Raw genomic sequence first — 12,273 nt, 5'->3', positions numbered from 1 at the left:
TTTGATCGACCGAAATAGAGGTGTGCCCCCTTGTCCAAACCCGCCGCCAGTGTGCGAGAGCTGATCCGCGAACACTATTCGACGCTGACCCAGTCCGAGCGCAAGTTCGCCAATGCTCTGCTCGAAAACTATCCTGCGGCGGGGCTGGCCTCGATCACCATCGTCGCGTCGAATGCCGAGGTTTCGACCCCGACGGTGGCGCGGATGGTCCAAAAACTCGGCTTCAAGGGCTACCCGCAGTTCCATCAGGCGCTGCTGAAAGAGCTGGAGGCGCAGGTGTCCGGCCCGACGCAACGACGCGCGAACTGGGCGTCCGAGGCGCCCGAGGGACATCTGCTGAACAGATTTGCACAAGCTGTGACGGACAACCTTGGTCAGACCTTTTCAAACCTCGACTACGAACAATTCGACCGCGCGGTGCACCAGCTGGCCGATACCGAAGGGCGGCTCTATGTGGTGGGCGGACGGATCACCCGGGCGCTGGCCGACTATGCCTTCACCCACTTTCAGGCGATCCGTCAGCACGTGACGCATATGACCTCGTCTTCGGCTACCTGGCCCCATTACGTGCTGGACATGGTCGAGGGCGATACCTTGCTGATGTTCGACGTGCGGCGTTATGAAACCAACCTGCAACGGCTTGCGGAACTGGCAGCCGAACGTGGGGTGAAAATCATCCTGATCACGGACCAATGGGCCAGCCCGATCACTTCGGTTGCCCATTATACCTTCAATTGCTGGGTTGAAATCCCGTCGGCATGGGATTCGAACATCTCCACCATGATGCTGCTCGAGGCGATGATCGCTGCCACCCAGGAAGAAGGCTGGGATGAAACCCGCGAGCGCTATGAACGGTTGGATGAACTGTTCGATATGACGCGGCTGTTCCGCAAGTTTTCCTGACAGCGACAATTGCTGTCAGCCATCCGGTGGATGGGATGGACATGCGCCTGAGGATACCGCAGTGTATTGATATTCAGCGCCTTTCGGGTGCGCCTAGATCAAAGTTTTTTAGCGAGGTCCGAACGTATGAACAGGTTTGTCAGAGTTGTTGCCATCGCCAGCATTGCGGTTCTGGCTGCCGTCCCCTCCATCGGCAAGCCGCTGAGCCGGATTCTTGCGGAATCGGGCCTGTCGCCTTTGGACATGGAGATGATGATCCAGGCTGAGGCTGTCCTCTACAGCGTCAGCCAGCCAAAGACCGGCACGGTCGAGGCGTGGAGCAATCCCGAAACCGAGGCTCATGGAACGGTGACGATTACCAACCGAAATGCCAACTGCATCATGTTGCAGCACGAAGCGCACATGAAGGGTAGGGAGAAGGCTTTGCAGCCAAAGCGCAAGTTCTGCAAGGACGACACGGGCGCGTGGCGCTTGTCCCTGTAAGCGGGTTTCAAGGCCAGTACAGATTCAGCGATAGGTTCGCTGCTCGATCGGGGTGGCTGCAATCGCTTCCAGCAAGCCGTCGATCAGCAATTCCTCGGCCCGGTTTTTTGCGGCGTGGCGGTTCCAGACCACATGCACGTCGATGGCGGGAAGATCATCATATGGCGGGACCTGCCAGAGCTGCCCATCCCGGACATCCCGCGCCGCCACGTGGACGGGCAGGGGGCCGATACCGACACCGGCCACGATCATGCGGTGAACTTCCTCAAGGTGACTGGACAGGCCTGTGACCTTGTCGCCCAGTTCGGCCTGCGCCCGCATTACTGTCACCGGTTTCAGCACATCGTGCAGCCGGTCGGTTTCAAAACTGACCGAACTGTGCCCGGCCAGATCCGACAGTTTCAGATCCTTGCGCCCGAACAGCGGATGGCGCGGGCCGCAGAACAGACCAAAGAATTCCCGGTACAGACGCCGATATTCCAGCTTTGGGTTGTGATCCCGCACCAGGCACAGTGCAAAGGAGGCCCGTTTTGCAGCCACCTCGGCGATGGCGGCGGCGCTGGTGCGTACGTCGATCGACAGGGTGGCTTTGGGGTGTGCGAGGTGGAAATCGGCCAGTACCTCGTCAAACAGCGGGCAGACAACGTGGCTGGCCATGACGATCTTGACGTGGCCCTGCACCTCGTCTGTCAGCTCCCGCATCAGTGTGGACAACCGCAGGATGGAGCCGTTGATGTCCAATGCCTCGCGATAGAGCAGCCGCCCGGCATCGGTCAGCTGGTAATGCCCGGGCGAGCGGTCGATCAGCTTGCGCCCGATGCGGTCCTCCAGCTTCTTCAGCGCGGCAGAAACCGAAGGCTGTTTCAGCCGCAGTTGTTGTGCCGCCTCGGTGATCGAGTGGCTTTCGGCTAGTACCACGAAGGTACGCAGCAGGTTCCAGTCCAACTCGCGGGCAATACGCTCGGGGGCAAAGCGCCCGTCGTTTTCCATAGATTCCATCTATATTCACAATTTTGATTATCTATTTGATCTATGGTGATCAGGTTTTGCATGCTTCCGTCAAGCCCGAATTAAGCGGGCGTTAACAGGGAAAGACCATGTCCGTCGAAAAACGAGAGGCGCGTCAGCCTTGGATTCTGCTGTTCCCCGCCCTGTCTGCGGTGACGTTGTTACTGTTCGTCCCGCTGCTGTTTATTCTGGTCTACAGTTTCTGGCTGCGCACCGCCACCGGCGCCGATGTGGCGGGTTTCTACCTTGATAACTGGCAAGAGGCGCTGAGCGATCCTTTCTACCGGGATATTCTGATCAGTACCCTGCGCATCGCGGCGATCACCACCGTGGCCTGCGCCCTGATGGGTTACCCTTCGGCCTATTTTATTGCCCGTTCGCAGGGCAATAAGGCGGTGCTCTTGCTGCTTTTGATGCTGCCCTTTTGGATCAGCTACATCATCCGCACGATGAGCTGGATCAACATTCTGGGTGTATCCGGCGCCTTCAACTCGGCGCTGCTGGCGCTGGGCATCATCGATGAGCCGATTCAGATGCTCTATAACGAGGTGACGGTCATTCTGGGTCTGGTGCACTTCCTGCTGCCCTTCATGATTCTCAATATCTTCGTCAGCCTCGACGGCATCGATACCAATCTTGAAAACGCCGCCAATTCTCTGGGCGCGACCCGCTGGCAGGCGTTCCTGCAAGTCACCCTGCCGCTATCGCTGCCGGGTTTGGCCGCCGGTGGTCTGCTTTGCTTCGTGCTGGGCGCGGGCACTTATATTACCCCGCTGGTTCTGGGCGGGCCGCGCGATGCCATGTTCGCCAACCTCGTGTTCGAAGCCATCATTACCCAGCTGAACTGGCCTCTTGGCTCGGCCCTGTCGCTGATGCTGCTGGCAGTGCTTGGAGCGCTGGTGATGATCTATAACCGCTACCTGGGCATGGCCCAGCTGATGAAGGGGCTGGGCTGATGGAAGGTCGTTTCAACGTGGGCTGGAGCCTGATCCGGGGCTGGGCTGTCCTCGTCTATATCTTCATGTTCCTGCCAGTGGCCGTGGTTGTGCTGCTCAGCTTTAACGCCAGCCAGTTTGGCAATTTCCCGATGACCGGATTTTCCTTCCGTTGGTTCGTGGAACTGGCAGGGAACGATGCGATCCTGCGCGCCTTTCGTACCTCGATCATCCTCGGACTGCTGACAGCGCTGATCTCGACAACGCTCGGCGTTCTGGCCAGTCTTGCGCTGGTGCGCTACCGGGTGCCGGGGGCCAATGCGATCTCGACCCTTCTTATCGCGCCGATCCTGGTGCCCGAGGTGGTGCTTGCGGTGGCGCTGCTGCTGTTCCTGAACTTCCTTGGCATCAACAAGAGCTTTGGCCTCCTGCTGGCAGGTCACGTGATCTTCACGCTGCCCTTTGTGATCCTCGTGGTGCAGGCGCGGCTTGTGTCGATCAAACGCGACGTCGAAGAGGCCGCGATGAGCCTTGGCGCCTCGCCGGTGCAGACCTTCTTTCAGGTCACGCTGCCCCTGATGCTGCCCGCCGTTCTGGCCGGGGGGCTCTTCGCCTTTACCATCAGTTTCGACGACATCACCGGCACACTGTTCTGGAAGCCCGGCGGCGTGGAAACCGTGCCGACGCAGATCTTCGCCATGCTGAGAAACTCGATCAGCCCGGAGATCAACGCGCTGGGCACCGTGATGATCGTGATGACCGTTGGCCTGCCGCTCCTCGGTGCAGCCATCGCCCGGGCCATGGCCCGCAAAAGCGGCACGTAAGAACCGCGCCCTCCCCAAATAAGACCAACAAAATACAGACCAACATGGAGACTGAAATGACCAAGAAAATGGACAATACCACCCGGTATGAGCGCGCCCGCGAGCGCTATATGAACGGTGATCTGGATCGCCGCAGCTTTCTGGGGCTGATCGGCGCGGCGGGTCTGGCCTATGGCGTGTCTACGCCCTTTGCCAAATACGCGCATGCGGCGACCACCGAGCAGGTCCGGTTCGACGGCTGGGGCGGCGTTGTTAGCGAAGCCTTCCGCAAGCACGCTTTTGATCCCTACACCGGCAAGACCGGCATCAAGGTTGTCGACGGCACATTCGGCGGTGGCGACGAATACCTGTCGCGCGTCAAGGCCAGCCAGCCGGGCGAATATAACATTGCGCACCTGTCGGGCGTCTTCGACTATGCACGCTATCATGCGCTGGGCCTCAGCTCGGAACTCAATGAGGCCAACATCCCCAACCTCGAATACGTGATCCCGAAACTGGTTGATGTGTTCCGCGGCGTGTCGGGCGGAAAACTGTCCTGCGTGCCCTATGACTACGGCACCACCGGTCTGGCCTATAACCGCAAGCATATCTCGGACGACGAGATGAAGGAAAAAGGCGCCAAGATCCTGATCGAGGAAGCCTACAAGGGCAAGATCGCAGGCTGGAGCGATTGGCGCACCCGCATGTGGTACGCGGCCCTGCAGACCGGCCAGAACCCGAACGAGATTTCGGATGAAGAGGCAGCATGGGATGCAGTCCGCACCCACCGTGATTTGAGCCTGAAATACTGGGGTTCGGGCGCCGAACTGATGAGCCTTCTGGCCGAAGAAGAGATCTACGTCACCGAAGCCTGGTCCGGACGCATCTTTGCGCTGCAGGAGCAGGGCCATGACATCGGTTACATGGATCCGCCCAACGGATTCGGCTGGCAGGAATGCCTCTTCGTGATGAAAGGCTCGCCGATGGAAGCCTGCGAAGAACTGCTGAACTTCATGCTGGCGCCGGAAACCTCGATCGCGGTGGCCGAAGGCCAGAACTACCCGACCGCGCTGGATCCAACCAAGGTCGAACTTGGTGACAAGATCCCGACCCTGCCGGCCTTTGACCCCACCGGCACGCTGGATGGTCTGACCTTTGCCGATCCGGACTTCTGGAACGGTCACGAAGCCGACTGGTCGAAAACCTTCGGTCGCGTCCAGAAGGGCTACTGATCCCTCCCGCCCTCTCCCCGAACGGGGAGGGGGCACCTTTGAACCTTCCATCCGGAGAGCACCCCGTGAGTTCCGTCACCCTGAACAACATCGTCAAACGTTTTGGCACCTTCACGGCCGTGCATCAGGCCAATCTTGAAATCCCCGAAGGCGCCTTTGTGACGCTGCTGGGGCCGTCGGGCTGCGGCAAGACCACGAACCTGCGGATGATCGCGGGCCTGCTGGATCCGAGCGAGGGCGAAATCCTGATCGGTGGCAAGCGCGTCAACGATGTACCGATCCACAAGCGCAACCTGGGGATCGTGTTCCAGAACTACGCCCTGTTCCCGCACAAGACCGTGGCCGAAAACATCGCCTTTGGCCTGAAATACCGTGATGTCCCCAAATCCGATGTGGCCCGCCGGGTGCAGGAGGCGCTGGATCTGGTGCAGCTGCCGGACGTGGGCAGCCGCTATCCCAAGGAACTGTCGGGCGGGCAGCAGCAGCGGATCGCGCTGGCCCGTGCCATCGTCATCGAACCCGAAGTGCTGTTGCTGGATGAACCCCTGTCGGCGTTGGATGCCAACCTGCGCGAAGACATGCGGGTCGAGCTGAAGCGCATTCAGGCCCAGATCGGTGTCACCACCGTCTTTGTGACCCATGACCAGTCCGAAGCTCTGGCCATGTCGGACAAGATCGTGGTGATGAGCGCCGGACGCATCGAGCAGGTCGGCACCCCCGAAGAAGTCTATAATACCCCCGCCAGCGAATTCGTCGCCAATTTCCTTGGCGCCTCCAACATTCTGGCTGGCACCTGTGTGTCCCGCGACGCCAAGGCCGCGCTGCTGGACGTGCCGCTGTTCGGCAAGGTTCCCGTGCCCGCGGACAAGGCTGCCGCCGCCAGCGAAGGCGCCGCAGCAAAGCTGGTCCTGCGCGCAGAGAAACTGGTGCTGATGGCGCCGGGCAGCGATACCTCTGGCCTCGTCACCGCCGAAGCCGTGGTCGAGACCGTCGATTATCAGGGGCAGACCGTCCGGTATTTCCTGCGCGTTGGGGACACCCAGCTACAGGCGATCAACATGATCGACGGCCGCCCCTTTGCCGAAGGGCAATCTGTCATCGCGGCATTCCGCCCGCAGGATTGTGCGGCGCTGGCTGGCGCCTGACGGTATTACGCAAGATACGTTCGCGAGCAGGATCACAGCATGAGCAATCTTTTCTATCAGGGCCGAGGCCGCAAACCGGTGCTGGAACAGGCCCGTGGGGTCTATATGTGGGACAAAGATGGCAGGCGCTATCTGGATGGCTCATCCGGGGCGATGGTCTGCAACATCGGGCATTCCAATGAGAACGTGCTGGCCGCGATGCAGCGGCAGATGGAGAAATCCACCTTCGGCTATCGGCTGCATTTCGAAACCGAAGCCTCTGAACAACTGGCTGCACGTCTAGCCGGGCGCATGCCCAAGGGGCTGAATAAGGTGTTCTTCGTGTCTGGCGGTTCGGAAGCGGTGGAAAGCGGGATGAAGATGGCCCGCCAATACGCTCTGGCCACCGGGCAGGACAGCCGCTGGAAAGTGATCTCGCGCAGCCCGTCCTATCATGGTTGCACCCTGGGGGCGCTGGCCGTCACCGGCTATACCACCCTGTCGCAGCCTTTTGCGCCGATGATGCGCGAAATGCCAAAGGTGCCCGCGCCGCGCGCCTATCTGGATGGTCTCGACCCGAACGACAGGGAAACCGGTCTGCATTACGCCGACATGCTGGAGGCGAAGATCCTCGCCGAAGGAGCGGACAGCGTTCTTGCCTTTATTCTGGAACCGGTCGGGGGCGCCTCCACGGGCGCGCTGGTGCCGCCGCTCGGATATATGGAGCGGATCCGTGAGATCTGTGATCGCTATGGCGTGCTGCTGATCATGGATGAAGTCATGACCGGCGCCGGGCGCACGGGGACCTTCCTTGGCTGTGAGCACTGGAATGCACAACCTGATATCGTGGTGATGTCCAAGGGCATCGGCTCGGGCTATGTGCCGCTGGGCGCAATGATCGCCGATGAACGTCTGGTCGACCCGGTGCTGGATGCGGGCGGCTTTGCCCATGGGTTTACCTATGCCGGCAATCCGCTGGCCTGCGCTGCTGGTCTGGCCGTGGTGGATGAGATCGAGGCACAGGACCTGTGCCGGAACGCCACCGAGATGGGCGACAAGCTGATCGCCCGCCTGCACGGTCTGATGCAGAAGCACGAAATCATTGGCGATGTACGCGGTAAGGGGCTGCTCACCGCCTTTGAATTCATGTCGAACCGCGACAGCAAGGCGCCGCTGCCCAAGGGGCTGAACGCCTACCAGCGGTTTGTCGATATTGCCTATGACAAGGGGCTGATCGTTTATTCCCGCCGCACCCGCGATGGGGTGGAGGGCGATCATATCCTCGTCTGTCCGCCGCTGATCGTGAATGAAACCCATCTGGATGAGATCATCGAAGGCCTTGATGCCTCGCTGGTCCAGTTCACCGATGAAATACACCCCGCACTGAAAGTCGGCTGAGACATGTCCAAGATTCTGATCACCTGCGCCGTCACCGGTTCGATCCATACGCCGTCGATGTCGCCCTATCTGCCGGTGACGGCGGATGAGATCACCGAGCACGCGCTGGGCGCGGCAGAGGCAGGCGCAGCTGTTTTGCACCTGCACGCGCGCGATCCCGAAACCGGTCAGCCCTCGGCCAGCAGCGAACATTTCAAGGCGTTTCTGCCCCGCATCAAGCAGGCCAGCGACGCGGTGCTGAATATCTCGACCGGGGGCAGCGCCGTGATGACGCTGGAGGACCGGCTGGCAGCCCCCAAGATGGCCGAGCCGGAGATGTGCAGCCTCAACATGGGCACGATGAACTTCGCGCTTTACCCGGCGGCCGAGCGGATCACCGAATGGAAACACGACTGGGAAAAGCCGTTTCTGGAGAATTCCGACGATCTGGTGTTCAAGAACACACCGCGCGACATGGCGCGGATCCTGACCGAGATCGGACAGGAGCGCGGCGCCCGGTTCGAGTTCGAATGCTATGATGTCAGCCATCTTTATATGCTGAAACATTTCGTGGACCGGGGCCTCGTGAAGGCGCCGCTGTTCATTCAGTTCGTATTCGGTGTTCTGGGCGGTATCGGGCCGGATCCGGAGAACCTCACCCATATGAAACTGATCGCCGACAAGCTGTTTGGCGACAGCTACATGTTCTCGGTTCTGGCGGCGGGGCGGCACCAGATGCCGCTGATCACCATGGGGGCAGCCATGGGCGGCCACGTGCGGGTCGGGCTGGAAGACAGCCTGATGATTTCCCGTGGGCAGCTGGCCAAGACCAATGCCGAGCAGGTGACCAAGATCCGCCGCATCGTCGAGGACCTGGGCCGCGAGGTCGCCAGCCCCGACGAGGCACGCCAGATGCTGGCCCTGAAGGGCGCCGACCGGACCGCAATCTGATGGAGATCCGGTTTCGCCCGGCAGAGGCGCAGGATGTGCCTGCGTTGCATTGGGCGCTAACGCAGTTGTCGCAGGATCTGGGGGATCGCCACGTTGCGGGGGAGGCTGATCTGATGCGCGCAGGGTTCGGTACTGATCCCGCCTTTGGCGCCCTTCTGGCCGAGGCAGGCCCGCCTGTGGCGGCGCGCACGGTCGGGGCCAGCCTGTTCTCGCCGGTGTTTTCCACCGTGCGCGGAGCGGCCGGGGTCTATGTGGCCGACCTTTGGGTTGCGGCGGATGTGCGCGGGCAAAGGCTGGGCCAGCGCCTGCTGGCAGCGGTGCTGCAAGAGGCGCAGAGCAGATGGGATGCACGGTTTCTGAAGCTCAACGTCTATGACGACAGCCCGGATGCGCGCAGGTTTTACGACAGGCTCGGGTTCAAACCCGCCGTGTCGCAGACGGAAATGATACTGGATGAGGCCGGATGCGCGGCCCTGAGAGGAGAGACATGAAAGCGGTTTTTGACGAACGCCAGTGGAACCACGATCCAAAGCATTTCATGGCGAACGGCGCCATTCTGCCCAATCCGGAACAACCGAAGCGGATCGAGGTTCTGCATGCAGGCGCAGTGGCAGCCGGGTGCAGCTTTCAGGCGCCTCAGGATGCCGGTCTTGGCCCGATTGCAGCGCTGCATTCGGCGGAGTACCTGACCTTTCTGGAGAACATCTATACCCGCTGGCAGCGTATTCCCGGAGCCGGTGAAGAGGTCATTCCCAACATCCACCCTGCAGCCCGGACCGACGGGTATCCCAAATCCGCCGTGGGACAGGCAGGGTTCCACCAAGCCGATACCGCCTGCCCGATTGCCGAAGGCACCTGGGAGGCGGCCTATTGGTCGGCACAATCGGCTGTCACCGGCGCCGATCTGATCCTTGGCGGCGAACGCTCGGCATATGTGCTTTCGCGCCCGCCGGGGCACCATGCCTTTGGCGATCTGGCGGGGGGCTTTTGCTTTCTCAACAATTCCGGTATCGCGGCAGAGCGGCTGCGCGCCGCTGGCCTGCGCCCGGCCATCTTGGATGTGGACGTGCACCACGGCAACGGCACCCAGGGTATCTTCTACCGTCGTGACGATGTGCTGACTGTCTCGATCCATGCGGATCCGGCGCGCTTCTACCCGTTCTTCTGGGGGCATGCACAGGAACGCGGTGAAGGTCAGGGGCTGGGTTATAACCTAAATCTGCCCCTGTCGCGCGGCACCGGGGACGAGGATTACCTGAAAACCCTGGCCACCGCCCTTCAGCGTGTGAAAAGCTTTGGCACCGATGTGCTGGTCGTGGCGCTGGGGCTGGATGCCTCGATTGACGATCCCTTCGAGGGGCTGGCGGTGACCAAAGAGGGCTTTGCCCGCATCGGCGCGGCGATTGCGGCCACCGGCCTGCCGGTTCTCTTTGTGCAGGAGGGAGGCTACCTCTCCGACTCGCTTGGCGAAAACCTGACACGAACCCTCACCGGGTTTCAGGAGGAAGCGTGAGCGCGAACTTTGATGTCATCGTGATCGGCGGCGGGATCGCCGGGATTTCGGCAGCTGCTGAAATGGCCCGCGATATGTCGGTGCTGGTTCTGGAGGCAGAGCCGCAGACCGGCTATCACGCCACCGGCCGGTCGGCGGCTATCTTCATCCGCAATTATGGCAATGACACGCTGCGCGCCCTCAACGCGGCCTCGGCGCCAGTGCTGGAAATTCCGGAAGGTATTTCGGATCGCTCACTTCTGTCACCGCGCGGCGAGATGCTGGTGGCCGACGAAAGCGAACTGCCCGCGCTTGAGGCTTATGCGGCAGGCGCTGTCGGGCTGGAGCGGTTGTCACCAGAGCAAGCGGTTGAACTGGTTCCCATCCTGCGTCCGGAACGGATTGCGGGTGCGCTGATTGAATGGGATGCGCAGGATATCGACGTCGACCGGATGCTGGCGGGCTATGCCAGCCTGTTGAAACGGCGGGGCGGTCAGATCGTGACCGGGGCGCGGGTCAGCGCATTGACCCGCGATGGGCAGGACTGGCAGGTGCAGGCGGGTGATGACACATATACTGCGCCCATTGTGATCAATGCTGCCGGGGCCTGGGCGTCGCAGGTTGCGGCGCTGGCCGGAGCCCTGCCAGTTGATGTGGCACCGCTGCGCCGCTCTGCCGCGATCCTGCCCGCCCCAGAAGGCTATGATCCCACAGGCTGGCCGCTCTTCGCCTCGGCCGCGGAAAACTGGTACGCCAAGCCAGAGGCGGGCAAGCTGATGGTCTCACCCGCCGATGAGGATCCGGTCGAGCCGCATGATGCCTGGGCCGATGACATGGTGCTCGCCGAAGGGCTTTACCGGTTCGAGCAGGCGGTGACCGTCCCGGTGACGCGGGTCGAAACCTCCTGGGCGGGCCTGCGTAGCTTCGCGCCCGACCGGACCCCGGTTGTCGGTTTCGATCCGCGGGCGGATGGTTTCTTCTGGCTGGCCGGGCAGGGCGGCTACGGGGTGCAGACAGCTCCGGCGCTGGCCGCTCTCACGGTTGCATTGTGCAGCGGCGCGACACCCGCTATCGAACCCGAAGTCGTCGCGGCGCTCAGCCCGGCACGCTTTGACGGATGACCGGATCCCGGATCACAGATTAACTTCAGACCCTACGAACAGATTAGGACGGACAATGACCGAAATTACCCGCAAACACACCGGCCCCCGCATGAGCCAGATCGTCACCCATGGCGACACCATCTATCTGGCCGGTCAGGTCGGCACCGCTGGCGCCAGCGTCGCGCAGCAGACCAAGGATTGTCTTGAGCAGATCGACACGCTGCTGGCCGAAGCAGGCAGCGACAAGACCCGGATCCTGCAGACGGTGATCTGGCTGGCTGACATGAAGGACTTTGCCGAAATGAACGAAGTCTGGGACGCTTGGGTGCCCGAAGGCCACACGCCTGCACGCGCCTGCGGCGAAGCCAAGCTGGCCACCCCAGACTTCCTGGTCGAGTTCATCGTGACCGCGGCCAAGGCCTGATCCTTCGGCCTTTGGTCAACGACAGAATACATCACACGGAAAGCCCGGCCAAATTGGCCGGGCTTTTTGTATCCGATGGCGTTGGTGCCTCGGGACGGCCGATGATTCCACCCGATTCCTTGGATTCGGAGCCGAAAACTAGGCTTGGGTCGGGCGAGTTTGTGGGTAACCCTGTGGGGGAAATTGGATTCGTCTAAAGGCGCCGTGATTTACTCGAGATTCCCAAGGGGCGACACCGCGTGCAGCACGGTTCGCGTCGCAGAGATATGATTTAAGTCATTGTATTTGCGTGTTATTTCATCTTTCTTCCTGAAAAATGTGTTTTTGTTGATTTTGGGGTTGCGGGTATTTGGAGTTGGGACTAGAACCCCCTTCACCGGCGGCGCTGAGGCGCTACGGGGCGCGGCGGAGACGCAGCTGACGGATCGGAAAGACGGT

The 12,273-nt window shown here is 61.3% G+C and carries 13 protein-coding genes; 12 read left to right on the top strand and 1 reads right to left on the bottom strand.

Annotated features, from left to right (window positions below):
• Positions 1–30 precede the first annotated feature (30 nt).
• Together SM764_RS21040 and SM764_RS21035 are read left to right on the top strand one after the other, a co-directional pair.
• Positions 31–903 carry a MurR/RpiR family transcriptional regulator gene (locus SM764_RS21040; RefSeq protein WP_274830968.1) on the top strand — a complete coding sequence of 291 codons (873 nt, stop codon included), beginning with the start codon at positions 31–33 and terminating at the stop codon, positions 901–903.
• 126 nt (positions 904–1,029) lie between these two features.
• A complete protein-coding gene (locus SM764_RS21035) occupies positions 1,030–1,386 on the top strand; it encodes a hypothetical protein (protein ID WP_369002667.1) in 357 nt (118 codons plus the stop codon).
• 24 nt (positions 1,387–1,410) lie between these two features.
• Here SM764_RS21035 and SM764_RS21030 read toward each other — a convergent pair whose 3' ends face one another.
• On the bottom strand, positions 1,411–2,385 hold the full coding sequence (locus SM764_RS21030; protein WP_368948910.1) for a LysR family transcriptional regulator: 975 nt from the start codon (positions 2,383–2,385) through the stop codon (positions 1,411–1,413).
• Positions 2,386–2,483: 98 nt separating this feature from the next.
• Here SM764_RS21030 and SM764_RS21025 point away from each other — a divergent pair, with 98 nt between their 5' ends.
• The 10 genes from SM764_RS21025 (at position 2,484) to SM764_RS20980 (ending at position 11,835) form a co-directional block, all read left to right on the top strand.
• Entirely contained in the window at positions 2,484–3,350 is an 867-nt protein-coding gene (locus SM764_RS21025) for an ABC transporter permease (RefSeq protein WP_065271743.1), read from the top strand.
• Positions 3,351–3,367: 17 nt separating this feature from the next.
• Positions 3,368–4,153 (top strand): ABC transporter permease, encoded by a 786-nt coding sequence (locus SM764_RS21020; RefSeq protein WP_065273616.1) that lies wholly within the window; start codon positions 3,368–3,370, stop codon positions 4,151–4,153.
• A 68-nt stretch (positions 4,154–4,221) separates the two neighbouring features.
• The gene (locus SM764_RS21015) at positions 4,222–5,364 is read left to right on the top strand and encodes an ABC transporter substrate-binding protein (RefSeq protein WP_369002685.1); all 1,143 of its coding nucleotides are present in this window, start codon (positions 4,222–4,224) and stop codon (positions 5,362–5,364) included.
• Positions 5,365–5,429: 65 nt separating this feature from the next.
• Positions 5,430–6,509, top strand: a complete 1,080-nt coding sequence (locus tag SM764_RS21010) for an ABC transporter ATP-binding protein (protein WP_065271742.1) — start codon at positions 5,430–5,432, stop codon at positions 6,507–6,509.
• A 39-nt stretch (positions 6,510–6,548) separates the two neighbouring features.
• A complete protein-coding gene (locus SM764_RS21005) occupies positions 6,549–7,886 on the top strand; it encodes an aminotransferase family protein (protein ID WP_274833854.1) in 1,338 nt (445 codons plus the stop codon).
• A gap of 3 nt (positions 7,887–7,889) precedes the next feature.
• Positions 7,890–8,816 (top strand): 3,5-dioxohexanoate:acetyl-CoA acetone transferase, encoded by a 927-nt coding sequence (gene kce, locus SM764_RS21000; protein WP_369002666.1) that lies wholly within the window; start codon positions 7,890–7,892, stop codon positions 8,814–8,816.
• Positions 8,816–9,307 carry a GNAT family N-acetyltransferase gene (locus tag SM764_RS20995; RefSeq protein ID WP_368948912.1) on the top strand — a complete coding sequence of 164 codons (492 nt, stop codon included), beginning with the start codon at positions 8,816–8,818 and terminating at the stop codon, positions 9,305–9,307. Before kce ends, SM764_RS20995 begins: the two co-directional genes overlap by 1 nt.
• Positions 9,304–10,329: a histone deacetylase family protein gene (locus tag SM764_RS20990; RefSeq protein ID WP_065271738.1), complete on the top strand. Its 1,026-nt coding sequence runs from the start codon at positions 9,304–9,306 to the stop codon at positions 10,327–10,329. Before SM764_RS20995 ends, SM764_RS20990 begins: the two co-directional genes overlap by 4 nt.
• Entirely contained in the window at positions 10,326–11,429 is a 1,104-nt protein-coding gene (locus tag SM764_RS20985) for an NAD(P)/FAD-dependent oxidoreductase (RefSeq protein ID WP_368948913.1), read from the top strand. The genes SM764_RS20990 and SM764_RS20985 overlap by 4 nt, the downstream gene beginning before the upstream one ends.
• A gap of 55 nt (positions 11,430–11,484) precedes the next feature.
• Complete coding sequence (locus SM764_RS20980) at positions 11,485–11,835, top strand: RidA family protein (RefSeq protein WP_065271736.1); 351 nt, start codon at positions 11,485–11,487, stop codon at positions 11,833–11,835.
• The last annotated feature ends 438 nt before the right edge of the window (positions 11,836–12,273 follow it).

Source organism: Pseudophaeobacter sp. 1A16562 (assembly GCF_041008785.1).
Taxonomy (GTDB): Bacteria; Pseudomonadota; Alphaproteobacteria; order Rhodobacterales; family Rhodobacteraceae; genus Phycobacter; species Phycobacter gallaeciensis_A.
This window is presented reverse-complemented; position numbering and strand designations above follow the sequence as displayed.

What these genes read in the sequence shown, in the direction of transcription:
- SM764_RS21025 (WP_065271743.1), top strand. Translation starts at nt 2,484, where the DNA reads ATGTCCGTCGAAAAACGAGAGGCGCGTCAGCCTTGGATTCTGCTGTTC.
- SM764_RS21035 (WP_369002667.1), top strand. Translation starts at nt 1,030, where the DNA reads ATGAACAGGTTTGTCAGAGTTGTTGCCATCGCCAGCATTGCGGTTCTG.
- kce (WP_369002666.1), top strand. Translation starts at nt 7,890, where the DNA reads ATGTCCAAGATTCTGATCACCTGCGCCGTCACCGGTTCGATCCATACG.
- SM764_RS20980 (WP_065271736.1), top strand. Translation starts at nt 11,485, where the DNA reads ATGACCGAAATTACCCGCAAACACACCGGCCCCCGCATGAGCCAGATC.
- SM764_RS21005 (WP_274833854.1), top strand. Translation starts at nt 6,549, where the DNA reads ATGAGCAATCTTTTCTATCAGGGCCGAGGCCGCAAACCGGTGCTGGAA.
- SM764_RS20990 (WP_065271738.1), top strand. Translation starts at nt 9,304, where the DNA reads ATGAAAGCGGTTTTTGACGAACGCCAGTGGAACCACGATCCAAAGCAT.
- SM764_RS21030 (WP_368948910.1), bottom strand. Translation starts at nt 2,385, where the DNA reads ATGGAATCTATGGAAAACGACGGGCGCTTTGCCCCCGAGCGTATTGCC.
- SM764_RS20995 (WP_368948912.1), top strand. Translation starts at nt 8,816, where the DNA reads ATGGAGATCCGGTTTCGCCCGGCAGAGGCGCAGGATGTGCCTGCGTTG.
- SM764_RS21015 (WP_369002685.1), top strand. Translation starts at nt 4,222, where the DNA reads ATGGACAATACCACCCGGTATGAGCGCGCCCGCGAGCGCTATATGAAC.